Here is a 25144-nt window from a genome sequence, read left to right as displayed (position 1 = left end):
GGGCCACGCCGGGCAGGCCGGATCCGGAGCTCCCCGGAGCACGCAATAATGCGGCGTGCGCGCGTGGACCCAGGTTCCTCCCCAGCCGGGGCGACGGTTCGTCGTGACCGGGGCCAACGGCGGCCTGGGCCTGGAGACCGCACGGATCCTCGGCTCGCGCGGAGCCGAGCTGGTCCTCGCCTGTCGCAGCACCAGCAAGGGCGAGGCCGCGGCCCGCACCGTGCCCGGCCACGACAAGGGCCGGGTGAGCGTCCGCCGCCTCGACGTCAGCGACCTCTCCTCGGTGCGGGCCTTCGTGGCGGGCATGCGCGAAGAGGGCCGGCCGGTCGACGTGCTCGTCAACAACGCGGGCGTGCTCGGCATCCCCTACGGGATCTCGGCGGAGGGCGTCGAGCTGCACTTCGCGACCAACTACCTCGGCCACTTCGCGCTCACCCTCGGTCTGCTGCCACTGCTCACCGACCGGGTCGTGGTCGTCAGCTCCCGCGAGCACCGCTCCGGGAACATCGACCTCGACGACCTCGGCTGGCTGCGTCGTCCGTACCGCGCCTTCGCGGCCTACGGCGACTCCAAGCTCGCCGGCCTGCTCTTCATGCGCGAGCTCGACCGCCGCCTGCGCGCGGCCGGCTCGCCGGTGCGCTCGGTCGCGGCCCACCCCGGCGCGTCGGCGACCGGGATCACCGGCAGCACCGGCAACGCGCTGCTCACCGCGATCGGGCACCACGGACAACGGCTGGTGAGCATGCCGGCCTGGCGCGGCGCGCTCTGCACGGTGTACGCCGCCACCATGGACGTCCCCGGCGGCACGTACGTCGGCCCGCACGGGCGCACCGAGCTGTGGGGCTGGCCTGCGCCGGCGAGGATGTCGGCGAAGGTGCACGACGACCGGCTCGCCGCCGCGTTGTGGGAGCGCTCGGTCGAGCTGACCGGTCAGAACGTCGAGTAGAGCTCCTCGCCGATCTGCTGGACCGGCAGCGCGGGCAGGTGCTCACCGGGCACCTGGAGCGGGATCCCGGGCGGGTAGGCGATGATGTAGCGCCCGTCGGAGCAGGCGGCGCCCCCGGGCACCTCCGCGCAGCACAGCGTCTCCAGCGCCTCGACCAGCGTGTCCAGCTGGGCCGGGGTGACGCCGACGTGGACGGTGAACAGCAGGGTCGGGCCGTCCTGGCGGGAGACGTAGACGCCGTACTCGTCGTAGAGCTCGCGGCGCACCGCCTGGGCGCGCTCGGGCGAGCCGAAGTCGAGGTGCACCTTCATCGGGTCGGCCAGGTAGGCGCTGTGCGCACCGCCCGCCGTGGGCACCGGCTCGTGGACGGCGACGCCGGGCACCCGGCGGGCGACCTCGCGCAGCCGGGCGGACAGCGTGAGCGCCCGCTCGACGAGCGTCTCGCCCTCGGCGACGGCGTGCGCCCGTGCCAGGTCGAGGCTGGCGAGGATCGGCAGCGACGGGCTGGTGGTGTGCACCCGGTAGAGCGCCGCCCCGACGTCGGCGCGCAACTGGGGGAGGCGGTCGGGGGAGGCCAGCAGGTGGACGTAGGAGCCCTGCCGCAGAGCCAGCATCGACTTGTGGGCCGACTGGGTCACCAGGAAGGACGCCGACCAGTCCGGGTGGTCCTCCAGGGCCTCGCGGACGCAGGCCACCGCAGCGTTGCGGCGCATGGCCGGGTGGAAGGAGTGGATCGCCGTCCAGGCCTCGTCGACGAGGACCGCGATCCCGGTGTCGGCGGTGAGCTCGTGGAGGGCGTGCAGGAAGCGCCGCATCTGCACCAGCGAGCCGTCGTACGCCGAGACGCCGATGACGACCACGTCGTAGCGCAGGTCCGCGGCACGGGCCTGGCGGAGCGCGGTGATCACGCCGTGCTCGGCGGTGTCGGCCGCGGTCGGGGCGTAGTTGACGGTCGCCGCGAGCCGGTCGAGCGCGAAGTGGATGGACTGGTGCATGGACCGGTCGACCAGGACCCGGGCGGTGCCGGAGCGCAGCGCCTCCAGGGCGATCTGGTTGGCGCCGGTCGTGCCGGTGGTGACGTAGTGGGTGTCGGCCGCGCCGAACGCCTCGGCGCTGAGCCGCCGGGAGCGGGCCAGGCTGCGATGGGCCCGGAAGTAGGAGTCGAGCTCGGGGGAGCCCAGGGTCAGCTCGGCCGCCAGCATCCGCGGACCGAAGAGCCGGCGCGCCTGCTCGGCGTGGGCCGAGGTCTCCCCGTCCGGCGCGTGCGCGAGCGAGCCGATCGGCAGGGCGTGGAAGTTCGCGATCCCGGCCCCGGCCTGGCGGTCGAGGGCATCGGCGTACGGGGTCTCGGTCAGGCGACGCAGCTGAGCGGTGGTCCACATGGGCGGTGCTCTCCTCACGGACGACGGTCGGTCGCGTCGGGAGGCGGCAGCCGCCGTCGGAGCCCCGAGTGACCCCTGCCTCCGGATCGTAGGAAGCACCGCCCCGGAAAATCTGTGGAGCGGCTCACATCGGGCGTCAGGGTCCTGTTAGGGCCCTGACGGTCAATCCTTCGACACGGACTCGATCTTCACCGGGGTCACCGGCGTCCCGTCCTCCGGACCGTTCTGCGGGGTCACCCCGGCCGCCGCGGCCTTGTCGATCGCGGCCAGCCCGGCCTTGTCGACCGTGCCGAAGACCGTGTACGCCGGCGGCAGGCCGGTGTCGCCGTAGACGACGAAGAACTGCGAGCCGTTGGTGTTCGGGCCGGCGTTGGCCATCGCGAGCGTGCCCGCGCCGTAGGTCTCCTTCTGGGTGAGCTCGTCGTCGAAGGAGTAGCCAGGGCCGCCGGCGCCGCTGCCGGTCGGGTCACCGCACTGGAGCACCTTGAACCCGTCGCTGACGGTCAGCCGGTGGCAGGACGTGCCGTCGAAGTAGCCCTGCTCGGCCAGCGACAGGAAGGAGTTGACCGTGCAGGGCGCGTTGGCGGCGTCGAGGGTGAGCTTCAACGTGCCGATCGAGGTCTTCATGGTCGCGGGGACCTTGCCGCTGTAGGCGGGGGTCGCCGGCGGCGCCTTCACCTCGCCGCCCGACCCGTCGGGGGTGTAGGTGCACGAGCCCGCACCGGCGGGTGCACCCGACGACGCGGTGGCGGTGGTGGCCGGGTCGGTCGGCGTACCGGCGTCGCTGGAGGTGTCGGAGGAGCTGTCGGTGGCCTTGCTGTCGCCGTCGTCGTTGCAGGCGGTCAGCGTGGTGAGCAGCAGGAGGGCCGGGACACCGGCGAGCAGGCGGAGGCGCATGGCTCGCATCGTACGCAGACACCCTCGGGACACCGGGCGTAGGTTGAGCGGCATGGACCTCGGCATCCACTACGCCAGCTTCACCCACCCCGGCTGGGAGACCCGGCTCACCGAGCGGCTCGACGCCACGGTCCGGGTCGCCGACGAGGGCGGCGTCTCCCTGGTCACGGTGATGGACCACTACTTCCAGATGATCGACTTCGGCGGGCCCTTCGAGCCGATGCTCGAGGGCTACACCACCCTCGGCTACCTCGCTGCGCGCACCGAGAACGTGCACCTCGGCCTGCTCGTCACCGGCGTCACCTACCGGCACCCCGGGCTGCTCGCGAAGGTCGTCTCCACCCTCGACGTGCTCTCCGGCGGGCGGGCGTGGCTGGGGATCGGCGCCGCCTGGTACGACCGTGAGCACGCGGGGCTCGGCGTACCGTTCCCACCGCTGGCCGAGCGCTTCGAGCGGCTGGAGGAGACGATCCGGATCGCGGAGCAGATGTGGAGCGAGGACGACGGGCCGTTCGAGGGCGAGCACTTCCGGCTCGCGGAGACGATCTGCCTGCCGAAGCCGGTGCGCGGCCGGGTGCCGCTGATGATCGGCGGCCAGGGTGAGCGCAAGACGCTGCGGATGGTCGCCCAGCACGCCGACGCCTGCAACCTGTTCACCGGCGAGGGCGTGCCCGGCGTGGCCCACAAGCTCGACGTGCTGCGCCGTCACTGCGACGACCTCGGGCGCGACTACGACGCCATCCGCAAGACGATCCTGTGGTTCGGCGACCCGGTGGGCGACCCGGACCGGTTCGTCCGCGAGATGGAGCAGTACGCCGGTCTCGGCGTCGACCTCGCGACCTTCATGCCGCAGGCCGAGGACCCGGCGGCCTGGACCACCGAGCTGGTGGAGCGGGTGCTCCCGCGGGTCAGCGGGCTCTGAGAACCGTCAGAACCACTCGATCGGGAGCATCTGGTCGTTGCGTCGCGCCGAGCGTGGCGACTCCCGGCGTGTGGCCGACGCCATGACCGCGGCCAGCGCCCCGGTCAGTGCCGTGATGGTGATGCGTGCGCGCGTGTTCCTCATCGCTGCCCCCAGTTGTCGAATGGCGAGCTCTGCTCGTCCGCCCTGATCAACGACACGGATCGGCGGATGGAACCGGATCTGAGAACTTTTAACCTTCCGCTGCTCTCTCACGTCCATCATTCGTAGCAGGCGGCCGGTCAGATGGGTCGGTTCCCGGCCGCGCGGGCGGCCGACTCGATCACGTCCCGGGTCGCCGCCCGAGCCGCCTCGTCGGCGGGCTCCTCCCGCTCCGCCCTCACCCCGGTGCGGCCGTCGAGCTGCTCGCGCAGGATGTCGGCGTGGCCGGCGTGCCGCACGGTGTCGCCGATCAGGTGCACCAGCACCGAGAACAGGCTGACCTCGGGCTGCGACCACCATGGCACCCGGCCGGGGGCGTCGAGGGGGAGGGCCGCCACCGTCTCCGCGCTGTGCCGCGCGACGCGCTCGGCGAAGGAGAGGATCTCCGCCCGGCTCTCGTCGGGCCGCGCCCACATGTCCGAGCCGTCGTCGTCCTGCCACGGCGGGAGCGGCTCCGGGAACGGGCGGCCGAGCACCTCGCCGAGGTACCAGGCCTCCCAGGTGGCGACGTGCTTGACGAGGCCCAGCAGGTTGGTGCCGGTCGCCGTGAGCGGGCGGCGGACGTCGTACTCCGACAGGCCGTCGAGCTTCCAGACCAGCGCCTCGCGCGCTCGGTCGAGCTGGTGCAGCAGGCCCGCCTTCACGGTGTCGTCGTCCATGCGTCCAGTGTGCAGGGCGGCGCTAGGTTGAGCGGGTGACCGCGCTGCGTGCCCTGACCGACGAGGACCTGCCGCTGCTGCCGGGGGACACCTCCGGCTTCGACTACTTCGGCCCTCGCGCCCCCCGCACCTCCGCGCCGTCCGCGGTCCTCGACGAGCAGGGCGGGATGGGCGTGCTCGACGACACCGGCGCGCTCGTCGGGAGCGTGGGCTGGATCTGGCAGCGGTGGGGGCCCAATGCCCAGTCCCGCAACCCGATGATCGGCATCTGGCTGACCGGGGCCGCCCGCGGTCGCGGCACCGGCTCGGCCGCCCAGCGCCAGCTCGTGGACCTGTTCTTCCGCCACACCGCCGTCAACCGCGTCGAGGCGCACACCGACGTCGAGAACGTCGCCGAGCAGCGCGCCCTGGAGCGCGCCGGCTTCACCCGGGAGGGGACGACGCGCGGTGCCCAGTGGCGCGACGGCGCCTACCGCGACGGCTACCTGTACTCGATCCTCCGCGCCGACTGGCGCTCAGCGCCAGAGGCTCGCTAGCGACGCGGCTTCCGCTCGCCCCAGGTCGTACCCGCTCCGCGCCGCCGCCGGTCGCAGCGACAGGTCCATCGCCCGGGCACCGGTCAGGTCCTCGGCGGGGGAGAGGACCCGCACCTGGCTGCCCGCCGCTTCGAGAGCGGCGACCTGGTCGGCGAGGTGGAGGCCCCAGGCGGCGGGCGTGCGGGCCCGGCCGCCGTACGGCGAGAGGACGAGCACCCGTTCGCAGCCGGCGGCGAGGTCGGCGTTGTCGGCGTTGGTGCGGTAGCCGCCGTCGAGGTAGCGGCGCTCGCCGATGCGGAACGCGAAGCCGCTGGAGCAGCTCGCGGCCACCGCCTCGGCGAGGCCGACGCCGCTGGAGCGGTCGAAGGTGACGGGCTCGCCGGTGGCCGCATCGACCGCCGTGAGGACGAGGTGCTGCTCGGGCCAGACGTCGCGCGGGAGCCGGGACGCCACGATGGATCGCCACCGTTCCCGGGTCTCCTCGTCGGTCGAGGTGGGCAGCTCCAGGGCCGAGGCTCCCAGCCGGCGGCGCAGGTCGGCGGGGTCGGAGGCGGCGGCGATGACGTCCGCCGTACGGCGCATCTGGTCGCTGGCCGCGGACACCCGCCGACCTGTGCTGCCGGGCGGGGGAGCGGGCGGGGCCGCTTGTGTGGCGGCGTACAGCTCCGCCGGCGGGACGGCGGTGAGCTGGGCCGCCGCGGTGGCGCCGGCGGAGGTGCCGACGACCAGGTCGGCCCCGGTGGGGTCCAGGCCGGCGTCGGCGAGGCCGGCGACCACGCCGATCAACCAGGCGTTGCCGGTGGAGCCGCCACCGCCGAGGACGAGCGCACGGCGCGGGGGAGAGGCAGGTACGTCGGTTTCCATCGCTCGCGACGCTAGCGGGAGCCCCGGCCTTGCCGACACTGACTTAACCAGGTAAATATGGTCCTGATGCCCACGGACACCCGCAGCTACCGCTCCAGCGACGAACGCCGCCGCGAGATCGTCGACGCCACGATCCGGGTGCTGGCCGAGCAGGGCTACGCCGCGACCTCCTTCGCGCGGATCTGCGAGGCGGCCGGCTTCAGCAGCACGCGGATGGTGTCCTATCACTTCCGCGAGAAGGCCGCGCTGATGCAGGCCGTCGTGGAGCGGGTCGTCCGGGACGCCGCCGCCGTGATGGTGCCGGCCATGGAGGCCGAGGAGACGTGGCGGGGCAAGCTGGCGGCGTACGTCGGCAGCAACCTGCGCTTCCTCGCCGGCCACCGGCTCGCCGCGCGGGCCGTCATCGAGGTGGTCGCCAACGCCCCGCGCACCGACAACGAGCTGCGCGAGGACACCTCCGCGCTGCTGCTGGCGGTGCTCCTGACCCACGGCCAGGAGGCGGGGGAGATGGGGGAGTTCGACCCCCACGTCGTCGCCCGCGCCGTCCGCGCCACCATCGACTCCTTCGCCACCACGATGCCCGCCTCGCCGGACGCGACCGAGGCCGCCATCGCCGAGATCATCGCCCTCTTCGACCGCGCCACCGCCCCCTGAGATCGGAGTCCCGCATGTCCGAGCCCGTCACCGACGAGCAGATCAGCGCCCTCGCCGCCACCGCCCGTCCGTTCAGCCTCGCCGTCCTCCAGTGGACCGACCGGCGTCACCAGGACGGCGCCGAGGCCATCGAGCTCGAGCACCAGCGACGGATGGTGTCGCTGCGCGCCGCCGGCACGATCGCCGTGCTGAGCCCGGTGCTGTCCGACACGATCGCCGGCGTCGCGGTCATGACGCTGACGCCTGAGGAGGCCGACGCCGTGATGCAGGCCGATCCCTGTGTGCAGGCAGGAATGATGACGTGCGCGGTGTACGCCAGCCTCGGGTTCCCCGGCGACTCCATCGGCTGAACGTCGGCGTGCACGAGGCCACGTCCGCAGGTGGGCGGTGCGCGCAGACAACTCCCGTTGACGACGTGAGACGGTGATGGTACGAAGCAGAACGAGTCAATCTGTCTCACACCAGCACGCAGCGACATTTTCAACAGACGGGATGAGAGAATGATGATGCGAACCTTGCGAGTCCTGGCCCTCGCGGCCATCACGGCAACAGCGCTTGCCGTGATCCCAGCCGCATCTCCGGCGTCGGCGGCGTCCTGCGCCGGGACCTACACGATCGTCGTCGGTGGCACGGGCGACAACAACTCGACGATCTTCTCCGGCAACGTCAGCCAGCGGGTCGGATACCCCGCCGAGCCGACCGGCTGGGGCGCGCGGCAGGGAACCAACGAGCTGAACCGGCTGGTGCGTGACCAACGTGCCCGGTGCCCGTACCAGCACGTCAAGATGCTGGGCTACTCACTGGGCGCGGCGGTCGTCCACACCTGGGTCAGCGAGAACTGGCGCACCTTCCAGAACGTCAACGCGGCGCTGATCGCCGACCCGAAGCGCCAGGGTGGCCCCAGGGGCAACGGAGTGTCGGGGGAGTTCTACACCTACCTCGTCGGAGCTCCGCTGTCGGGCGTCGACCGCAACTTCGGCAACATCCCGGTGGTGTCGATCTGCACGAACGACTTCGTCTGCGACACCCAGGCGCCCTCGGGCTTCCCGGGCTACCTGTGGGGCGGCAACCACGGCGCCTACTCGTTCAACGTCGACAACTACTCCGACACCGGCAACGGGCAGTGGTTCGACGGCGTCTTCATGCCGTGGTGACGCCAGGCGACGCCTGGTGCACCACGAACGTCCCTGCGTAGGGACGCCGGCGGCCGCGGGGAGGACGACTCCTTGCGGCCGCCGAGTGCAGGACGCGAGCAGCAAGAGGGGCCCGCGGAGCGCAAGAGAATGACATAATGTTCGTTATCGGCGACACATGTGTACGACTGGCCGAACACGACTCGGACCGAGTGCTCAGGGAGACAGACGGCGCTTACGCGCATCGGGCGCCCGCAACGGAGTCCCCGTCTCTGACGACGACGCGCGGTCGCCGGGCGCGGGCGGCGGTGTCGGCGCGTCCTGACCGGCGCGCGCGGGTCCGCGCACGCCGGTCCCCATCGTCAGGCCGCCCAGCATCGGATCCCCCTGGCTCGTCGCGACCCCGGTGAGGTCGTCCACCAGCAGAGACGCTCCCAGACCTGGTTGTGGTTCGCCGGCTCGGGAGACTTCTTTCGCCAGCCGGGCTACCGTGCGGCATACCCCCACCCCGCACCGCCGCTCGAGGAGGCTCTCGTGAACCGTCGTACCCCTGTGCTCGTCGCGCTCGTCCTGTCCGCCCTGCTGGCCCTGAGCCTCGGCACCGCGGACCTGGCGCGCGCCAGCGCACCCAGTGAGCGGGCCACCGTCGCCCGCGCCGTACCGGTCAAGCCGGGCCTCTACACCGGCCGGATCACCTCCGGCAGCGACCGCCTCGAGCGGGTCAGCGTCCGGGTGACCCGGGCCCGCTACCTGCGTGACTTCAAGGTCAACCTCGGCGTCTTCTGCGCCTTCTCCGGCACGCTCCAGGTGCGCGCGGTCCGCTTCCCGGCCACCAAGATCAGCAGCACCGGCTGGGTCAACCGGACCTGGAAGCCGTCCTCGGGCACGACCATCACGCTGAAGGTCCAGCTCACCCGCACCGGCATCGCGCGCAAGGGGGTGCTGAAGTACAACGCCGGCGAGTGCGTGCGGCACACGACCTGGTCGGCTCGCCGCTCCTGAGCCCGCCTGAGAAGGTGGCGTCGTGGACGACGACGCGCTTCTCAGCGACCGCAGCCCCTTCCCGCCGGAGCTCGACGACCGGTTGCGCGCGCAGCTGACCTTCGTGGCCGAGGCCGACCGGCTCAAGACGATCCTGCGCGCCTCTCCCCTGGCGGCCGCCGACCGGCGCGAGAACGACGCCGAGCACTCCTGGCACCTCGCGCTGATGGTGCTGCTGCTGGCCGAGCACGCGGACGAGCCGATCGACGTCGGGCACGCGATGCGGCTGGTGGTGATCCATGACCTCGTCGAGATCTACGCCGGCGACAGCCCTGTCTTCGACCCCGCCGCCGTCGTCGGCCAGCAGGAGCGCGAGGAGGCCGCGGCCGACCGATTGTTCACGCTGCTGCCGCAGGACCAGGCCGTCGGGATCCGCGCGCTGTGGGACGAGTTCGAGGCCGGCCGTACGCCGGAGGCCCGGTTCTGCAAGGCGATGGACCGCCTGCAGCCGATGCTCCTCAACTGGCTGAACCACGGCGGCACGTGGCAGATGCCCGGAGCCACCGAGTCCACCGTGCGGGCCCGCGAAGCAGGCGTGGTCGCCGCGTCGACGACCTTGGGCGGTGCCACCAACGCGCTCGTCGAGCACGGGCTGCGGCGAGGATGGATCCGGCCGGACCCGGTCTAGGAGCTGCGGGCGGCGCGGCGTACGTCGAGGGCGGTCCGGTAGGACACGTCCTGGCCCGCCTGCAGCACGCTCACCAGGTCCGCCGCGGCGGCGGCGGAGAGCTGGAAGGTGCCGGTGCACAGGTTGTCGCGCCACAGCGACAGCACGACGACGTCGCGGTCGGTGTGCCAGGCGACCCGGAGGTGACGCTCCTGCCCGCGCACGTCGGCGTAGGTCTCGCCGGCCCGTGGCAACGGCGTGACCCGGCGCGAACCGCCGGCCGTGCGCCCCTCCATTCCCAAGGTATAGCGGACAGGGGGGCTTGCCGCAAGGCCCCCTGGATGCTCCAGAATCACCGCTCCGGCCCTGCCTCTCGACCCTCTCGGAGCGACTCACGTGACCCCTGCGCCCTCGGCGTTCTCCCTTCCCGACCACCTCGCCGCCAAGGCGGACCCGGCCCTGCTGGCCGACGACGAACGACACTTCGCCGCCATCGCCGCGAGCCTCCAGGCCTCGGTCGCCGACCTCACCGAGCGGCTCGACGCGGAGCGTCGTACCGGCGGCGGGCACGGTCAGGCCGCGATGGACCGCGACCTGGAGGTGCACCGGCTCGGTGCCCGGCTGCGGACCCTGCGCCGTTTCAGCCTCGATCTCTGCCTGGGCCGGATCGTTGCGGCCGACGACCCCACCCCCGTGTACGTCGGCCGGCTGGGCCTCACCGACCGCGACGGCCACCGGCTGCTCGTCGACTGGCGCTCCCCCGCCGCCGAGCCGTTCTTCGCCGCGACCCACGCGCAGCCGATGGGGCTGGCGAGCCGCCGCCGCTACCGGTGGACCCTCGGCCGGGTCAGCGACTACTGGGACGAGGTGTTCACCGAGGAGGGCCTGGAGGGCAACGCCGCGCTCGACGACCAGTCGGCGTTCGTGGCCAGCCTCGGAGCGAGCCGGTCACCGCGGATGCGGGACGTGCTGAGCACGATCCAGGCCGACCAGGACGCGATCGTCCGGGCCTCCTCCCGGGGCGCCCTCGTCGTCGACGGTGGTCCGGGCACCGGCAAGACGGTCGTGGCGCTGCACCGGGCGGCGTACCTGCTCTACGAGGACCCCCGGCTCGCCGCGGGGCGCGGCGGGGTGCTCTTCGTGGGCCCGCACCAGCCGTACCTCACCTATGTCGCCGACGTGCTCCCCAGCCTCGGCGAGGACGGCGTGCGCACCTGCACCCTGCGCGACCTCGTCCCGGGCGGCCGCGACCGCGAGGACGAGACCGACCCGGCTGTCGCCGCGCTCAAGGCGGACGCCCGCATGGTCGCGGCGGTCGAGCCCGCCGTCGCGCTCTACGAGGAGGCGCCGACCGAGGGCGTCGACGTGGAGACCGACTTCGGTGACCTGTGGGTGGGCGCACGCGAGTGGGCGGAGGCCTTCGGCGCGGTCGAGCCGGGCACCCCGCACAACGAGGGCCGCGACCAGGTGGTGGAGGCGCTGGTGGAGGTCCTCGCCGACAAGTACGACGACGAGTCCCTCTCCCCCGAGGTGATCCGCCGTGCCGTGCTCCGCAGCGCGGCGCTCCACGAGGTGCTCGGCAAGGCGTGGCCGCTGCTGCACGCGACCGATGTCGTCGGCGACCTGTGGGAGGTGCCGGCCTACCTGCGCCGGTGTGCCCCCTGGCTCGACGAGGACGAGGTCCGCCTCCTGCGACGGCGCCCGCCCCAGCGCTGGACGCTGGCGGACCTGCCCCTGCTCGACGCCGCCCACCGCCGGCTCGGCGACCCCGAGGCGTCCCGGCGCCGGCGTCGCCAGGAGGCGGAGCAGGCCGCGGAGAAGGCCGAGCGGGACCGGGTGGTCGACCACCTGATCGCGAACGACGACTCCGAGATGATGCTGATGTCGATGCTGCGCGGCGCGGACCTGCAGGGGGCGCTGGCGGGGCCGGCCGACGTACCGGTCGCCGACACCGACGTGCTGGCCGGGCCCTTCGCGCACGTCGTGGTCGACGAGGCCCAGGAGCTGACCGACGCCGAGTGGCAGATGCTGCTCGCCCGTTGTCCCTCGCGCAGCATGACGATCGTCGGCGACCGCGCCCAGGCCCGGCACGGCTTCACCGAGTCGTGGCCGGAGCGGCTCGCCCGCGCCGGGCTGACCCGCGTCGAGATCGCCTCGCTGACGGTGAACTACCGCACCCCGGAGGAGGTGATGGCCGAGGCCGCGCCGGTCATCCGCGCCGCCTTGCCCGACGCGAACGTGCCCACCTCGATCCGGGCGACCGGGCTGCCCGTGCGCCACCTCCCCCGTGCCGAGCGTGACACCGTCCTCGCGACCTGGCAGGCCGAGCACCCCGACGGCATCGCGTGCGTCATCGGGGACCCGACGTACGCCGGCACGGACCGGATCCGTTCGCTGTCCCCGAGCCTCGCCAAGGGCCTGGAGTTCGACCTCGTCGTGCTCGTCGACCCGGACGCGCTCGGCACCGGGATCGAGGGTGCCGTCGACCGCTACGTCGCGATGACCCGGGCCACCCAGCAGCTCGTCGTCCTCAGTGACGGAGGATCACCCTTGGCGTGACGTGGATCACCTGGCAGCATCTGCGCATGACGGCCACCGACGCCCAGCCCACCGCCGACGCCGACCCGCTGGCGGTCGCCAGCCTGTGCGAGGCGTTCCAGCACTCCGTCGCCCTCGGCGGCGACCAGGTCGCCCTCCGCACGCCCGGCGGCGCGCAGGAGATCACCTGGCGGGAGTACGGCGAACGCGTGCGCCGCCTTGCCGAGGGGCTCGCCTCCCTCGGTGTCGGCACCGAGCACACCGTCGGCATCATGCTCACCAACCGGCCGGAGTTCGCGCTCGTCGACACCGCGGCGCTGCACCTGGGCGCGGTGCCCTTCTCGATCTACAACACCTCGTCGGCTGAGCAGATCGCCTACCTCTTCGGCAACGCCGGCAACACGGTGGTGGTCACCGAGCAGGCCTTCCTGCCGCAGGTGCGGGCGGCCGGCACCGGCACGGAGACGATCATCAGCGTCGACGGTGGCGAGGGCACGCTGTCCCTGGCTGACCTGGAGGCGCGCACCGTCGAGGGCTTCGACTTCGAGGCGACCTGGCGCGCGGTCGGCCCCGACCACGTGCTGACCCTGATCTACACCTCCGGCACCACCGGGCCGCCGAAGGGCGTGGAGCTGACCCACGGCAGCATGCTCGCCCAGCTGCGGGGCGTGCAGGCGGTGATCCCGGCACGGCGCGGGGAGCGCTCCACGTCGTACCTGCCCTCGGCGCACGTCGCCGACCGCTGGGCCGGGCACTACTCCGCGATGGCCTTCGGCGGCACCACGACGTACGTCGCGGACCCCAAGGCCGTCGTCGCCGCCCTGCCCGAGGTGCGCCCCACCGCATGGGGCGGGGTGCCGCGGGTGTGGGAGAAGATCAAGGCCGCGCTGGAGGCCAAGGGCGTCACCGATCCTGCCGCGCTCCCGGAGGAGCACCGGGTCGCCGTACGCCAGCTGCTCGGGCTCGACGACGTCCGATTCACCGTCTCCGGTGCCGCCCCGATCGCGCCGGAGGTGCTGGAGTTCTTCGGTGCCCTCGGCGTGCCGATCTGTGAGCTGTGGGGCATGTCGGAGATCTCCTGCTGCGGCACGATCAACCCGCCCGAGGACATCCGGATCGGCACGGTCGGCAAGCCGATCCCGGGCCTCGAGGTCCGTCTCGGCGACGACGGCGAGCTGCTGGTGCGCGGCCCCCAGCTGATGCGCGGCTACCGCAACCAGCCCGAGAAGACGGCCGAGACGATCGACGCGGACGGCTGGCTGCACACCGGCGACATCGCCACGATCGACGACGACGGCTACGTCACCATCGTCGACCGCAAGAAGGAGCTCATCATCAACGCGGGCGGCAAGAACATGTCGCCGGCCAACATCGAGCAGGTCGTCAAGGCGTCGCACCCGCTGATCGGGCAGGCCGTCGTGGTCGGTGACCGCCGGCCCTACAACGTGGCGCTGCTCGTGCTCGACCCCGACGTCTGTGCGGCGTACGCCGAGCAGGCCGGCCTCCCGGACGGCTCGACCGCGGCCCTGGCGGAGGACGCGGGCGTGGCCGAGCAGATCGCGGCGGCGGTCGCGGCGGCCAACGAGCGGCTGTCGCGGATCGAGCAGGTCAAGCGCTACCGCGTGCTCGGCACCGACTGGCTGCCGGGCGGCGACGAGCTGACGCCGACGATGAAGCTCAAGCGGCGGCCGATCGCGGAGAAGTACGCCGACGAGATCGAGGCGCTCTACGCGGAGGGGCCGAACGAGGCCTGAGCCCCGCGCGCGATGAGCCGCGCGGCAGCGTGGCGGGAGCCGCGCGCCCAGCAGCTTGCTGCTGCCCGCCGCGGCGAAGACACGCTCGCGCCAGGTACTCAGTCGAGGCAGAACTCGTTGCCTTCGGGGTCGCGCAGCACGATGTGCCCGGCCGTCATCGGCGGTGCGGGCTCGTGCCGCTCGACGCGGCTCGCCCCGAGCCCGACCAACCGGTCGCACTCGGCCTCCAGGGCGGCCATCCGCTCCTCCCCCGCCAGTCCGGGGGCGGCACGGACGTCGAGGTGGAGGCGGTTCTTCGCGACCTTGTCCTCGGGCACCTGCTGGAAGAACACGCGCGGCCCGGCGCCGTCGGGGTCCTCGATCGCCGAGCGGGTGTTGCGCTGCTCGGGCGGCACCCCGAGCCGCTCCAGGAAGACGTCCCACGCCGCGAGCGGGTCCTCCCCCTCCCCCAGCGTGACCCCGGGTGGCGCGGGGTGGACGTAGCCGAGCACGGCCGCCCAGAAGGTGGACAGCGCGCGCGGGTCGTGGGCGTCGAAGGTGACCTGGAGGTGACGGCTCATGGTCCGGTTCTACGCCGTACCTCCGACACCACCCGTGACGCAGGTCTCGCACCGCACCCCTGGACCATTCCTATGCATCCCTGCATAGTTCTGGCATGACCTCGACGACGACGTCCCTCCAGCAGCCGTTCACGCTCCCGCACGGGCCCGCGCTCCCCAACCGGCTCGCCAAGGCCGCTCTCAGCGAGAGCCTCGCGGACCGCGCGCACAACCCGGGCGACGGGATCAAGACCCTCTACCGGCGCTGGTCCGGCAACGGGGCGGGCCTCGTCATCACCGGCAACGTGATGGTCGACCGGCGCGCGATCGGCGAGCCGGGCAACGTCGTCGTCGAGGACGACCGCGCCTTCGCCGACCTCGTCGAATGGGCGCAGATCATCAAGGACGACGGCGCCGTCGCCTGGGCGCAGATCAACCACCCCGGCCGCCAGGCGCCCCGGACTCTCACCCCCCGCCCGGTCGCGCCGTCCGCGGTCGCGCTGCCCGGCAGCGGCGGGATGTTCGCCGAGCCCCGCGCCCTGACGCACGAGGAGATCGAGGACATCGTGCGCCGCTTCGCGACGACCGCCGGGATCCTCGTCCAGGCCGGGTTCGACGGCGTGCAGATCCACGGTGCCCACGGCTACCTCGTCAGCCAGTTCCTCTCGCCGCTGGCCAACCAGCGCACCGACGCCTGGGGCGGCACGCCGGAGAAGCGGCGCCGCTTCGTGCTCGAGATCGCCCGCGCGATCCGCGCCGAGATCGGCCCCGACAAGACCATGGCCATCAAGCTCAACTCCGCCGACTTCCAGCGCGGCGGCTTCAGCGAGGACGAGTCGGTCGAGGTCGTGCACGCCCTCGCCGCGGAGGGCATCGACCTGCTCGAGGTCTCCGGCGGCACCTACTCCTCCGCCGCGATGCTCGGCGTCGACCCGACGCTCAAGGAGAGCACCCGCAAGCGCGAGGCCTACTTCCTCGACTACGCCCTGCGGGTGCGCGACGAGCTCCCCGACCTGCCGCTCATGCTCACCGGCGGCTTCCGCTCCGCCGAGGCGATGGAGGACGCCGTCGCGACCGGCGCCATCGACGTGGTCGGCCTGGGCCGCCCGTTGACGGTCGAGCCGGACGTGCCCCGCCTCCTCCTCGACGGTACGACGAGCGAGAGCCACGTGCGGCCCAAGCGCTCCGGCATCCGGCTGATCGACAGCCTGACCGAGCTGACGGCGTACACCGTGCAGATGTGGCGGATGGCCGACGGCCGCGAGCCGGCGCCGCGCCGCCACCCGGCGATCAACGTGGCGACGTACATGGTCCGCAACGGTCGCGACAGCATCCGCGTCGGCCGTCGCGGTCTGTGATGGCCCGCCGCCCGGACCCCGCCAAGCGGGACCGGATCGTGCACACCACGCGCGAGCTGCTGCGACGTCGCGGGGTCGCCGGGACGACGATGCTCGACGTGGTCGCCGAGGCCGGCGCCTCCCGCGGCTCGCTCTACCACTACTTCCCGGGTGGCCGGTCGGAGATGGTGGCCGACGCGGTGCGCGAGGCGGTCGCGGAGTACACCGACGCCCTCACGGCGCTGGCGGAGCTGCCGCCGGCCGAGGCGATCCCGCTGATCGTCGAGGTGTGGCGGGTCGAGGCCGAGGAGAGCGGCTGGACGGCCGGCTGCCCGGTCGTCGCCGCCGCCCTGGGTGGGGAGAGCGAGCCGGTGGCCCGCGAGCTCGCGGGCCAGGCGTTCGCCGAGTGGACCGCTGCGGTCACCGCGTGGCTGGCTCTCCAGGGCGTGCCCGAGGAGCGCACGGAGAGCCTCGCCAACCTGCTGCTCTCGGCGATCGAGGGCGCGGTCGTGATCGGCCTCGCGCAGCACCGGAGCGAGCCGATGCTGCGCGTGGCCGAGGAGCTGGTCAGGCTGGTGGAGTCGGAGCGACGTACTCCGCCAGGTGCTGGCCGGTGAGCGTCCTCTCCCCCTGAGCGACCAGGTCGGCCGGCGTGCCCTCGAAGACCACCCGGCCGCCGTCGTGGCCGGCGCCCGGTCCGAGGTCGATGATCCAGTCGGCGTGCGCCATGACGGCCTGGTGGTGCTCGATCACGATCACGGTCTTGCCAGCGTCGACCAGCCGGTCCAGCAGGCGCAGCAGGTTGTCGACGTCGGCGAGGTGGAGGCCGGTGGTCGGCTCGTCGAGGACGTAGACCCCGCCCTTCTCCTTCAGGTGCAGCGCGAGCTTGACCCGCTGCCGCTCGCCGCCCGAGAGGGTGTTGAGCGGCTGGCCGAGGGTGAGGTAGCCCAGCCCCACGTCCCGGAGCCGGCCCAGGATGTCGGCAGCGGCCGGCACCTTCGTCTCCGGCGCCGAGAACAGCTCCAGCGCGCGGTCGACCGGCAGGTCGAGCACCTCGGCGATGTTCAGCCCGCCGAGGCGGTAGTCGAGCACGGCGGCCTGGAACCGCTTGCCGCCGCAGTCCTCGCACGGGGTCGAGACGGTGTCCATGAAGCCGAGCTCGGTGACGATGACGCCCGAGCCCTTGCAGGTCGGGCAGGCGCCTTCGGAGTTGGCGCTGAACAGGGCCGGCTTCACGTCGTTCGCCTTGGCGAAGGCCTTGCGGATGGGCTCCAGCAGCCCGGTGTACGTCGCCGGGTTGGACCTGCGCGAGCCCTTGATCGCTGCCTGGTCGATCGCCACCACGCCGTCGCGGCCGACCACCGAGCCGTGGATCAACGAGCTCTTGCCCGAGCCCGCGACGCCGGTGACGACCGTGAGGACGCCGAGCGGGACGTCCACGTCGACCTTCTGCAGGTTGTGCGTGGCGGCACCACGCACCTCCAGCACACCGGTGCGCTCCCGCACCGCGTCCTTGAGCGAGGCCCGGTAGGACAGGTGCTCGCCGGTGCGGGTGCCCGAGGCACGCAGGCCGTCGACGGTGCCCTCGAACACCACCTCGCCACCGCCGCTGCCGGCCGCCGGCCCCATGTCGACGACGTGGTCCGCGATGGCGATCGTCTCCGGCTTGTGCTCGACGACGAGCACGGTGTTGCCCTTGTCGCGCAGCTCGAGCAGGAGCTTGTTCATCCGCTCGATGTCGTGCGGGTGGAGGCCGATCGTCGGCTCGTCGAAGACGTAGGTGACGTCGGTCAGCGCCGAGCCGAGGTGGCGCACCATCTTGGTGCGCTGGGCCTCGCCGCCGGACAGCGTGCCGGACGGGCGGTCCAGGGACAGGTAGCCGAGCCCGATGTCGACGAACGAGTCGAGCAGGTGGAGCAGGGTGCCGATGAGCGGCGCCACCCCGGGGTCGTCGATGGTCCGCAGCCACGCCGCGAGGTCGGTGACCTGCATCGCGGCCACCTCGCCGATGTTGCGGCCCTTGATCGTGACCGACCGCGCCGACTCGTTGAGCCGGGTCCCCCCGCACGCGGGGCAGGTGCCGAAGACCGCCGCGCGCTCGACGAACGCCCGGATGTGCGGCTGGAGCGAGTCGACGTCCTTGGCGAACATCGCCTTGCGGATCTTCGGGATCAGCCCCTCGTAGGTGATGTTGATCTTGTCGACCTTGATCTTGCGCGGCTCGGCGTGCAGGAAGTCCTCGCGCTCGGCCTTGGTGTACTTCGCGACCGGCTTCTCCGGTGGCAGCACGGCCTTGTACGCCGCCACCATCCAGCCGTCCGCGGTGTAGCCGGGCACCAGGATCGCGCCCTCGACCAGCGACTTGGACTCGTCGACGATCTCGGAGAGGTCGAGGTCGGAGACCGAGCCGCGGCCCTCGCACTGCGGGCACATGCCGCCGAGGTAGACCTGTTGCTTGATGACGTTCTTCTTCCCCGACTCCGTCACCGAGGCGCCGCCGACGGTCGTCGTCGGGATGTTGAAGGAGAACGCGGTCGGCCCGCCGATCGACGGCTCGCCGATGCGCGAGAAGAGCGAGCGCAGCATGGCGTGCGCGTCGGTGACCGTGCCGAGCGTCGATCGCGGGTTGGCGCCCATCCGCTCCTGGTCGACGAGGATCGCCGTGGTCAGCCCCTCCAGGACATCGACGTCGGGGCGCGGGAGGTTGGGCATGAAGCCCTGCACGAACGTCGAGTAGGTCTCGTCGATCAGCCGTCGCGACTCGGCCGCGATGGTCCCGAAGACCAGCGAGCTCTTGCCCGACCCGGAGACGCCGGTGAACACCGTCAGCCTGCGCTTGGGGATCTCGACGTCGACGTCCTTGAGGTTGTTCTCCCGGGCGCCCTGCACCCGGATCAGGTCGTGGGAGTCAGCGGGACGGGGGGTGGTGGTCATGGGGTCCTCTCGATCCAGGTGCCGGCGCGCAGAAGCGTACGGCCGGCCATCTCGTTCACCTCGCGCCATGCCTGCACGCGCTCGGGCCGCAGGACCAGGAACACGTAGCCGGGCACGCCCCGGGGGTCCCAGTCCGCCTGCGCTGCATAGGACTCGCCGAGCGCCGCAGACTCATCGGCCGGCACCGCCTCGACGAGCCGTACGTCGAGCATGACCACGTCGCGGGTCGGCCCGACGCCGAGCCGGGCGGTGCCGGACGCGACCAGGTTGCGCGCCGTCACCGACGTCTCGTCGACCGCCACCACCGCGTGCTCACCGGTCCACAGCAGGGACAGTGGCACCAGGTGCGGCACGCCGGCCGGCGACGCCGTCGCGACCCAGGCGTCGATCGCGGGCGTGCTCAGCAGGGCCAGCGTGTCGCGGGTGCGCGTCGCGCGGTCGCGCGGCTCCGCCAACGCTCAGCCCTGGTTGATGCGGACGTGGTTGCCGGCCGGGTCGCGGAACGCGCAGTCCCGGACGCCGTACGGCTGGTCGATCGGCTCCTGGATGACCTCGGCGCCGGTGGCCTGGATCCGGTCGAAGGTGCCGTCGAGGTCGGGAGTGGTGAGCACGACCGTGGCGTAGGTGCCCTTCGCCATCATCTCGGCGATCGTGCTCTTCTCGTCCTCGGTGATCCCGGGGTCGGCGGCGGGCGGCGCCAGCACGATCGACGGAGCCTGCTGGCCGGCCGGGGCGACGGTGATCCACCGCATCTCGCCGTAGCCGACGTCGTTGAGGACCTCGAAGCCGAGGACGTCACGGTAGAACGCGAGCGACGCCTCCGGGTCGGTCTGCGGGAGGAAGCTGTGCTGAATGCTGATGTCCATGCGCGTCACGCTAGTGGGGGCGTGAAGCGTGGCGCTTCTCGATTCCTGACCGGCTCCGGCGAGGTCTGGGCTCCCCCGCGGCGCAGCGGCCGGGTGACCTTCTTCGTCTCGCACGACGGCGGCTCGACCAGCCCCTCGCCGCCGGCGGCCACCTCCTCGCGGTAGGCGCTCGGCGAGACGCCGACGAGCTCGGTGAAGCGGGTGCTGAAGGTGCCGAGCGAGGAGAACCCGACCTCGAAGCAGACCTCCGTCACCGACAGGTCGCCGCGGCGCAGCAGCGCCATCGCCCGCTCGATCCGGCGAGTCATCAGGTAGGAGTACGGCGGCTCGCCGTAGGCCTTCTTGAACTCGCGGCTCAGGTAGCCCGACGAGAGGTGGACGTCGCGGGCCAGCGCGTCGACGTCGAGCGGTGCGGCGTACTCCCGGTCGATCCGGTCGCGCACCCGGCGCAGCAGCGTCAGCGTGCGCAGGCGTTCGGGGTCCACCCACCCATCATGACGGGTCGGCCCACTCCCAGCGCAGTCCCACGGCGCCCGGCGTGGTCGCCGGGACGACGACGTGCGCGCGCCGGTCGGGCGTGAGGGTGAGCTCGCGCACGACCTCGTCGGGAGCCTGCTCGCGGGGGCGGTGGAACTCGGTGACCCGCACGGGCAGCGCCTCGGGAGCGAAGGCGACCTCCAAGGTGGCGTGGGCGTTCAGCCACTCGTGCAGGCGCAGGTACGACGTCTGCGGGGTCCCGCTCTGCTCGTTCATCGCGTAGCGGACCAGGGCGGTCTCCCCCACCTCCAGGCGCCGGTCGAGCAGCAGCTCCGCGGCGAGCGAGCCGTCGCCGGTGTCGCGCACCACCCGGCCCAGGCGGCAGCCCGACACCGCCTCCGGCGCGACGTCGCCGACGTCCTCCGGCCGGTCGCACTGCGCGACGATGAGGATCCGGTCGGTCGGGCGCACCGCCCGCACGGACTGGGCCACGTTGCGGCGGCCCAGGCTGGTGCCGGTCATCAGCAGCTCCTCCAGCACGCCGAGGGTGCGCACCGCGCCGTGGGCGCCGGAGCCCAGCTCCTCCAGCAGGCGGACGAGGGTGGCGGCGTTCTCGGCCACCCGGTAGGGGCGGCGCGGACGCACGGCCTCGACCCGGGCCGGGGCCACCCGATCGAGGAGCCAGCCCGGCGGCACCTGGAGCAGGTCCTCCAGCGCGGCGACCACCCGCACCGAGCCCTCGCGCGGCACCCGCTGGCCGCTCTGCCAGGTGCTCAGCGTGGACACCCCGACGTGGAGGCCGCGCTCGTCGAGGTGCGAGCTGAGCCGCGCGAGGGACAACCCACGCCCGGCCACCGCCTCGCGCAGGGCGTCGTGGAACGTCAGGTCGAGGGCGCCGCGCCCGAGCCGCGTCATGGCAGCAGGCTAGTGAACATTCACACCCGATGCCTCGGAGCGAGCCGGACCCGCGGCTCGGACCGGCTCCTGGGGGTGGAGCGTTCACACCCGCTCCGACCGGGCCCACGACGCCCTTGCCGGGCCCCGAACCCGGCTGCTGCCATGAGCCCGCCCCATCTCGGACCTTCAGGAGGCATCGTGAACCCCATCCCCTCGAAGCGCTCGTTGCGAGCGATCCCGGCCGCCCTCGCCCTGGCGGCGGCCGTCCTGGTCGCCCCCTCGGCGCCCACCCAGGCCGCGCCGGACGCGCACGCCGCGTCCTCGGTCGCCGGCCAGCCCAGCCGGGTCGCGGCCAGCCGCTACCTCGACGTGAGCGGTCAGGCCCAGCAGCAGGACAACTGGTGCTGGGCCGCCACCGGCAACAGCGTGGCGAGCTACTTCGGCTACGGCCAGTACTCCCAGAACCAGTTCTGCAACATGGCCTTCGGCTACTCCCTCAACAGCAGCTGCCCCAACGACCAGGCGACGCTCGGCAACGACCAGCGGGCGTTCCGCGCCATCGGCATCTCCGCCGGCAGCTACATCAGCAACACGATCAGCTTCAGCACGCTGACCTCTGAGATCAACGCGAACCGTCCGGTGATGACGCGGATCGGCTGGTCCTCCGGCGGCGGCCACATGATGGTGCTGACGGGCTACGACACCTCCGGATCCACCGTCGAGTACTACGACCCGTGGCCGGACAACTCGCGCTGGAACACCTCGACCTACAGCTGGTACGTGTCCAACTCGAGCTTCGACTGGACGCACACCCTCTACAAGATCGGAGCCTGACGTGCGTACCCCGAACCTCCTCGAGAAGTCCCTCGCCGCGGGTGCGCTGGCCCTCGTCGCCAGCCCGCTGCTCGCCGGGACCGCGCACGCCGACGACACCTCGGCCCCGGTCTCCCGCGACGACCTGTCCTCGGCTGTCGCCGCCGCCCGCAGCGACCAGGGCGTGGGCCTGCTGAAGAAGGCTGCCCAGGCCGCCGCCACCCGTGACGGCGCGAGCAAGTCCGGTGCCGCCTCGGTGGCGGGGAGCACGCCCTCCGTCGCCCGGGACGGCGTCGCCGTCTACGTCCTCTCCCCCGAGTTCGTGAGCGGTCGCTCCGACGTCCCCGGCACGCTCTGGTACGTCGCCACCGACGCCTCCGTCCGCAGCGAGCACCTCACGGTCTACACCGCGCCGGACGCCCGCGGCGCCTGGCAGGCCGTGAACGTCGCCTCGGGTGACACGGAGGCACGGATGGCGGGCCTGGCGAAGGGGGCTCCGCTCCTGAACGAGCCGCAGGTCGGTGCCTGGTACGCCGTCGACGCCGGCCAGGTGCGTCCGCTGAACGCCGCCGCCCGCGAGGTCGTCGGCGCGAGCGCGGTCTCCGTGGCGTCGTACCAGCACACGGTGGCGGGTCGCTACGGCGACAAGCTGCCCGGCAGCCGGTACGACGACAAGGGCACCGCGGGTGGCTACGGCGCCCCCTCGGCGAGCGCCGCGGAGGAGGACGGCTCCGGCCTCCTGCTGCCGAGCGTCGCCGGCGTCGCCGCCGCCGGCAGTCTGGCCCTCGTCGCCGGACGCCGCCGGCGCGCGCGGGACTGACCGCCGCGGACGTGGACCGTCCGGCCGGCACCCGCCGGCCGGACGGTCCGAGGTCTCAGACGGCGACCCAGGCCTCACTGCGCTCCCACAGCTCGGCAGCGAGCTCGTCGGTGACGGTCGCGGACGGCTTCTTCTTGCGACGGTCGTCGTAGTAGCGGCCGGTCTCGCCGGCGAGGTCCGGCGAGGTCGCGCAGTGGAGCGTCGTGCGCGCGCCCTGGGCGGTGTCCTTCATGAAGACCTTCAGCACCTGGCGCAGGCCGGGCGGCACCTCGCGCCACACGTCGGAGGCGATCGCACCGGGGTGCAGCGAGTAGGTCGTCACGCCGGTGCCCTCCAGCCGGCGCCCCAGCTCGCGGGCGTGCAGCACGTTGGCGAGCTTGGAGACGGCGTACTCCCGCAGCGCGGTCCGGGTCACCGACGGGCGGCGCACGGCCTCCCAGTCGATGCCCTTGGCCTGGAAGTGCGCGGTGCTGGCGACGTTGACGATCCGGCCGGGGCCGCTCGCGACGATGTGCTCGCGGAGCAGCTCGGTGAGCAGGAAGGTGCCGACGTGGTTGGTGCCGAAGGCCAGCTCGAAGCCGCTCGCGGTGATCCCGCGCTTGCCGGCGAGACCGGCGTTGTTGACCAGCACGTGCAACGGCTCGCCGGCCGCCAGGAAGGTCGCCGCGGCCGCCCGCACCGAGGCCAGGTCGCCGAGGTCCAGCGGGACGTAGTCGAGGTCGGTGTTGCCCGTGTCGTCGGCGATCTCCCGGATCGCGGCCCGGCTCTTCTCCTCCGACCGTCCCGCGATCACGACCCGCGCCCCACGGCCGGCCAGGCCGCGCGCGGTCTCCTTGCCGATGCCCGTGTTGGCGCCGGTGACGAGGAACGTCCGTCCTCCGAGCTCACTCATGGACCCGATCCTGGCCCCTTTCCGGGCCCCTGTCGTCCGCCCGGAGGCGTACTACCGTGGAGGGATGGCGTTGAGCGTGTTCGACCTCTACTCGGTCGGCATCGGCCCCTCGTCGTCCCACACGGTCGGACCGATGCGGGCGGCGCGGCTCTTCGCCGAGGGCCTGGTCGCCGACGGCCTGCTCGACCGGGTCGGCCGGGTGCGGGCCGAGCTGTTCGGCTCGCTGGGCGCCACCGGCCACGGCCACGGCTCGGAGAAGGCCGTGCTCCTGGGCCTGGAGGGCGCGGACCCGGCGAGCGTCGACATCGCGTCGTACGACGACCGGGCGGCCGCGATCCGCGCCCGGGGCCGGCTGCTGCTCGCCGGTCGCCGCGACGTCGTCCTCGGGCCTGACGACCTGGTGCTGCACCGGCGCCGGTCGCTGCCGGGCCACCCGAACGGGATGCGCTTCGAGGCCTGGTCGGCCGACGGCGAGGTGCTGCGCGACCGGGTCTACTACTCGGTCGGCGGCGGCTTCGTCGTCGACGAGGCGGCTGTCGGCGCGGACCGCGTCGTTGCCGACGCGACGCCGGTGGCGCACCCGTTCACCACCGCGGCCGAGCTGCTGGCGACCTGCGGACGCACCGGCCTGCGGATCAGCGACGTGATGCTCGCCAACGAGCTGGCGTGGCGCACCGAGGCGGAGGTCCGGGCCGGCCTGCTCGAGATCTGGTCGGTGATGGCCGAGTGCGTCCGCAACGGCTGCGCGCACGAGGGCGTGCTGCCGGGCGGGCTGAAGGTGCCCCGGCGGGCGCCCGCCCTGCACGCCCGGCTCAGCGCGGAGGCCGGGGCCGACGACCCGCTGCGCGCGATGGACTGGGTCAACCTGTTCGCCCTCGCGGTCAACGAGGAGAACGCCTCCGGCGGTCGGATCGTCACCGCGCCGACCAACGGCGCCGCCGGGATCATCCCCGCGGTCCTGCACTACTACGTCCGCTTCGTGCCGGGCGCCGACGACGACGGGATCGTGCGCTTCCTGCTCACGGCCGGCGCGATCGGTGTGCTGTTCAAGGAGAACGCCTCGATCTCCGGCGCCGAGGTCGGCTGCCAGGGCGAGGTCGGCTCGGCCTGCTCGATGGCGGCCGGGGCGTTCTGCGAGGTCCTGGGCGGCACGTCCGAGCAGGTCGAGAACGCCGCCGAGATCGGCATCGAGCACAACCTCGGGCTGACCTGCGACCCGGTCGGCGGGCTGGTCCAGATCCCCTGCATCGAGCGCAACGCCATCGCCTCGGTCAAGGCGATCAACGCCGCCCGCCTCGCGCTGAACGGCACCGGCCGGCACACCGTCTCCCTCGACCGGGCGATCAGGACGATGCGCGACACCGGACGCGACATGCACACCAAGTACAAGGAGACCTCGCGCGGCGGGCTCGCCGTCAACGTCATCGAGTGCTGA

General features: G+C 72.8%; 28 protein-coding genes. 15 read left to right on the top strand and 13 right to left on the bottom strand.

The window, feature by feature from the left end; all coding sequences use genetic code 11:
• Positions 1 to 55 precede the first annotated feature (55 nt).
• A complete protein-coding gene (locus tag MRBLML1_RS13710; protein ID WP_364516744.1) occupies positions 56 to 946 on the top strand; it encodes an oxidoreductase in 891 nt (296 codons plus the stop codon).
• Here MRBLML1_RS13710 and MRBLML1_RS13705 read toward each other — a convergent pair.
• Together MRBLML1_RS13705 and MRBLML1_RS13700 are read right to left on the bottom strand one after the other, a co-directional pair.
• Positions 931 to 2328, bottom strand: a complete 1398-nt coding sequence (locus MRBLML1_RS13705; protein WP_364516742.1) for an aminotransferase class I/II-fold pyridoxal phosphate-dependent enzyme — start codon at positions 2326 to 2328, stop codon at positions 931 to 933. The two genes, MRBLML1_RS13710 and MRBLML1_RS13705, sit on opposite strands and share 16 nt — an antisense overlap.
• Positions 2329 to 2490: 162 nt before the next feature.
• A complete protein-coding gene (locus tag MRBLML1_RS13700; protein ID WP_364516740.1) occupies positions 2491 to 3225 on the bottom strand; it encodes a peptidylprolyl isomerase in 735 nt (244 codons plus the stop codon).
• Between the two features lie 52 nt (positions 3226 to 3277).
• On the opposite strand from MRBLML1_RS13700, the gene MRBLML1_RS13695 reads away from it, so the two are divergent.
• Positions 3278 to 4147, top strand: coding sequence for an LLM class F420-dependent oxidoreductase (locus MRBLML1_RS13695; protein ID WP_364516738.1), 870 nt, complete (start codon positions 3278 to 3280; stop codon positions 4145 to 4147).
• A 6-nt stretch (positions 4148 to 4153) separates the two neighbouring features.
• Here MRBLML1_RS13695 and MRBLML1_RS13690 read toward each other — a convergent pair whose 3' ends face one another.
• Positions 4154 to 4291: a hypothetical protein gene (locus MRBLML1_RS13690; RefSeq protein WP_364516736.1), complete on the bottom strand. Its 138-nt coding sequence runs from the start codon at positions 4289 to 4291 to the stop codon at positions 4154 to 4156.
• Positions 4292 to 4428: 137 nt separating this feature from the next.
• Positions 4429 to 5007 (bottom strand): DinB family protein, encoded by a 579-nt coding sequence (locus tag MRBLML1_RS13685; RefSeq protein ID WP_364516734.1) that lies wholly within the window; start codon positions 5005 to 5007, stop codon positions 4429 to 4431.
• A 35-nt stretch (positions 5008 to 5042) separates the two neighbouring features.
• On the opposite strand from MRBLML1_RS13685, the gene MRBLML1_RS13680 reads away from it, so the two are divergent.
• Positions 5043 to 5543 (top strand): GNAT family N-acetyltransferase, encoded by a 501-nt coding sequence (locus tag MRBLML1_RS13680; protein WP_364516732.1) that lies wholly within the window; start codon positions 5043 to 5045, stop codon positions 5541 to 5543.
• Here the strand turns inward: MRBLML1_RS13680 and MRBLML1_RS13675 are convergent.
• Positions 5523 to 6407, bottom strand: a complete 885-nt coding sequence (locus MRBLML1_RS13675) for a patatin-like phospholipase family protein (RefSeq protein ID WP_364516730.1) — start codon at positions 6405 to 6407, stop codon at positions 5523 to 5525. The two genes, MRBLML1_RS13680 and MRBLML1_RS13675, sit on opposite strands and share 21 nt — an antisense overlap.
• Before the next feature lie 66 nt (positions 6408 to 6473).
• Here MRBLML1_RS13675 and MRBLML1_RS13670 point away from each other — a divergent pair, with 66 nt between their 5' ends.
• The 5 genes from MRBLML1_RS13670 to MRBLML1_RS13650 all read left to right on the top strand — a co-directional run bounded on the left by MRBLML1_RS13670 (position 6474) and on the right by MRBLML1_RS13650 (position 9863).
• Positions 6474 to 7061 carry a TetR/AcrR family transcriptional regulator gene (locus MRBLML1_RS13670; RefSeq protein ID WP_364516727.1) on the top strand — a complete coding sequence of 196 codons (588 nt, stop codon included), beginning with the start codon at positions 6474 to 6476 and terminating at the stop codon, positions 7059 to 7061.
• A 14-nt stretch (positions 7062 to 7075) separates the two neighbouring features.
• The gene (locus tag MRBLML1_RS13665; RefSeq protein ID WP_364516725.1) at positions 7076 to 7411 is read left to right on the top strand and encodes a hypothetical protein; all 336 of its coding nucleotides are present in this window, start codon (positions 7076 to 7078) and stop codon (positions 7409 to 7411) included.
• A 210-nt stretch (positions 7412 to 7621) separates the two neighbouring features.
• Positions 7622 to 8215 carry a cutinase family protein gene (locus MRBLML1_RS13660; RefSeq protein ID WP_364516723.1) on the top strand — a complete coding sequence of 198 codons (594 nt, stop codon included), beginning with the start codon at positions 7622 to 7624 and terminating at the stop codon, positions 8213 to 8215.
• Positions 8216 to 8728: 513 nt separating this feature from the next.
• On the top strand, positions 8729 to 9196 hold the full coding sequence (locus tag MRBLML1_RS13655; protein WP_364516721.1) for a hypothetical protein: 468 nt from the start codon (positions 8729 to 8731) through the stop codon (positions 9194 to 9196).
• A 22-nt stretch (positions 9197 to 9218) separates the two neighbouring features.
• Positions 9219 to 9863: an HD domain-containing protein gene (locus MRBLML1_RS13650; RefSeq protein ID WP_364516719.1), complete on the top strand. Its 645-nt coding sequence runs from the start codon at positions 9219 to 9221 to the stop codon at positions 9861 to 9863.
• Here MRBLML1_RS13650 and MRBLML1_RS13645 read toward each other — a convergent pair.
• Entirely contained in the window at positions 9860 to 10138 is a 279-nt protein-coding gene (locus MRBLML1_RS13645) for a hypothetical protein (protein ID WP_364516717.1), read from the bottom strand. The two genes, MRBLML1_RS13650 and MRBLML1_RS13645, sit on opposite strands and share 4 nt — an antisense overlap.
• A 100-nt stretch (positions 10139 to 10238) precedes the next feature.
• Between MRBLML1_RS13645 and helR the strand changes: the two genes are divergently transcribed.
• Positions 10239 to 12401: an RNA polymerase recycling motor ATPase HelR gene (gene helR / locus MRBLML1_RS13640; RefSeq protein ID WP_364516715.1), complete on the top strand. Its 2163-nt coding sequence runs from the start codon at positions 10239 to 10241 to the stop codon at positions 12399 to 12401.
• Positions 12402 to 12427: 26 nt separating this feature from the next.
• Positions 12428 to 14134, top strand: a complete 1707-nt coding sequence (locus tag MRBLML1_RS13635) for an AMP-dependent synthetase/ligase (RefSeq protein WP_364516713.1) — start codon at positions 12428 to 12430, stop codon at positions 14132 to 14134.
• A gap of 98 nt (positions 14135 to 14232) precedes the next feature.
• Here the strand turns inward: MRBLML1_RS13635 and MRBLML1_RS13630 are convergent, their stop codons facing one another.
• Positions 14233 to 14694 (bottom strand): VOC family protein, encoded by a 462-nt coding sequence (locus MRBLML1_RS13630; RefSeq protein WP_364516711.1) that lies wholly within the window; start codon positions 14692 to 14694, stop codon positions 14233 to 14235.
• A 95-nt stretch (positions 14695 to 14789) separates the two neighbouring features.
• Between MRBLML1_RS13630 and MRBLML1_RS13625 the strand changes: the two genes are divergently transcribed.
• Entirely contained in the window at positions 14790 to 16031 is a 1242-nt protein-coding gene (locus tag MRBLML1_RS13625; RefSeq protein WP_364516709.1) for an NADH:flavin oxidoreductase/NADH oxidase family protein, read from the top strand.
• Positions 16031 to 16627 carry a TetR/AcrR family transcriptional regulator gene (locus MRBLML1_RS13620; RefSeq protein ID WP_364516707.1) on the top strand — a complete coding sequence of 199 codons (597 nt, stop codon included), beginning with the start codon at positions 16031 to 16033 and terminating at the stop codon, positions 16625 to 16627. The genes MRBLML1_RS13625 and MRBLML1_RS13620 overlap by 1 nt, the downstream gene beginning before the upstream one ends.
• On the opposite strand, the gene MRBLML1_RS13615 is transcribed toward MRBLML1_RS13620, so the two are convergent.
• The 5 genes from MRBLML1_RS13615 to MRBLML1_RS13595 are packed head-to-tail and all read right to left on the bottom strand — an operon-like array spanning position 16578 to position 21202.
• Positions 16578 to 18944: an excinuclease ABC subunit UvrA gene (locus MRBLML1_RS13615; protein ID WP_364516705.1), complete on the bottom strand. Its 2367-nt coding sequence runs from the start codon at positions 18942 to 18944 to the stop codon at positions 16578 to 16580. The two genes, MRBLML1_RS13620 and MRBLML1_RS13615, sit on opposite strands and share 50 nt — an antisense overlap.
• Complete coding sequence (locus MRBLML1_RS13610; RefSeq protein ID WP_364516703.1) at positions 18941 to 19399, bottom strand: pyridoxamine 5'-phosphate oxidase family protein; 459 nt, start codon at positions 19397 to 19399, stop codon at positions 18941 to 18943. Before MRBLML1_RS13610 ends, MRBLML1_RS13615 begins: the two co-directional genes overlap by 4 nt.
• A gap of 3 nt (positions 19400 to 19402) precedes the next feature.
• Entirely contained in the window at positions 19403 to 19810 is a 408-nt protein-coding gene (locus MRBLML1_RS13605; RefSeq protein ID WP_364516701.1) for a VOC family protein, read from the bottom strand.
• 5 nt (positions 19811 to 19815) lie between these two features.
• Complete coding sequence (locus MRBLML1_RS13600; RefSeq protein WP_364516699.1) at positions 19816 to 20295, bottom strand: helix-turn-helix transcriptional regulator; 480 nt, start codon at positions 20293 to 20295, stop codon at positions 19816 to 19818.
• Between the two features lie 7 nt (positions 20296 to 20302).
• The gene (locus MRBLML1_RS13595; RefSeq protein ID WP_364516697.1) at positions 20303 to 21202 is read right to left on the bottom strand and encodes a hypothetical protein; all 900 of its coding nucleotides are present in this window, start codon (positions 21200 to 21202) and stop codon (positions 20303 to 20305) included.
• Between the two features lie 180 nt (positions 21203 to 21382).
• On the opposite strand from MRBLML1_RS13595, the gene MRBLML1_RS13590 reads away from it, so the two are divergent.
• Positions 21383 to 22018: a papain-like cysteine protease family protein gene (locus tag MRBLML1_RS13590; protein WP_364516695.1), complete on the top strand. Its 636-nt coding sequence runs from the start codon at positions 21383 to 21385 to the stop codon at positions 22016 to 22018.
• A 1-nt stretch (position 22019) separates the two neighbouring features.
• Positions 22020 to 22817 (top strand): hypothetical protein, encoded by a 798-nt coding sequence (locus tag MRBLML1_RS13585; protein WP_364516693.1) that lies wholly within the window; start codon positions 22020 to 22022, stop codon positions 22815 to 22817.
• 55 nt (positions 22818 to 22872) lie between these two features.
• Here MRBLML1_RS13585 and MRBLML1_RS13580 read toward each other — a convergent pair whose 3' ends face one another.
• Positions 22873 to 23709 carry an SDR family oxidoreductase gene (locus MRBLML1_RS13580; RefSeq protein WP_364516691.1) on the bottom strand — a complete coding sequence of 279 codons (837 nt, stop codon included), beginning with the start codon at positions 23707 to 23709 and terminating at the stop codon, positions 22873 to 22875.
• A 64-nt stretch (positions 23710 to 23773) separates the two neighbouring features.
• On the opposite strand from MRBLML1_RS13580, the gene MRBLML1_RS13575 reads away from it, so the two are divergent.
• A complete protein-coding gene (locus tag MRBLML1_RS13575) occupies positions 23774 to 25144 on the top strand; it encodes an L-serine ammonia-lyase (RefSeq protein ID WP_364516689.1) in 1371 nt (456 codons plus the stop codon).

The organism is Nocardioides sp. LML1-1-1.1 (assembly GCF_040676175.1).
Classification (GTDB): Bacteria; Actinomycetota; Actinomycetes; order Propionibacteriales; family Nocardioidaceae; genus Nocardioides.
The sequence above is the reverse complement of the archived record's forward strand: the minus strand, read 5'-3'. Positions and strand labels throughout refer to the sequence as shown.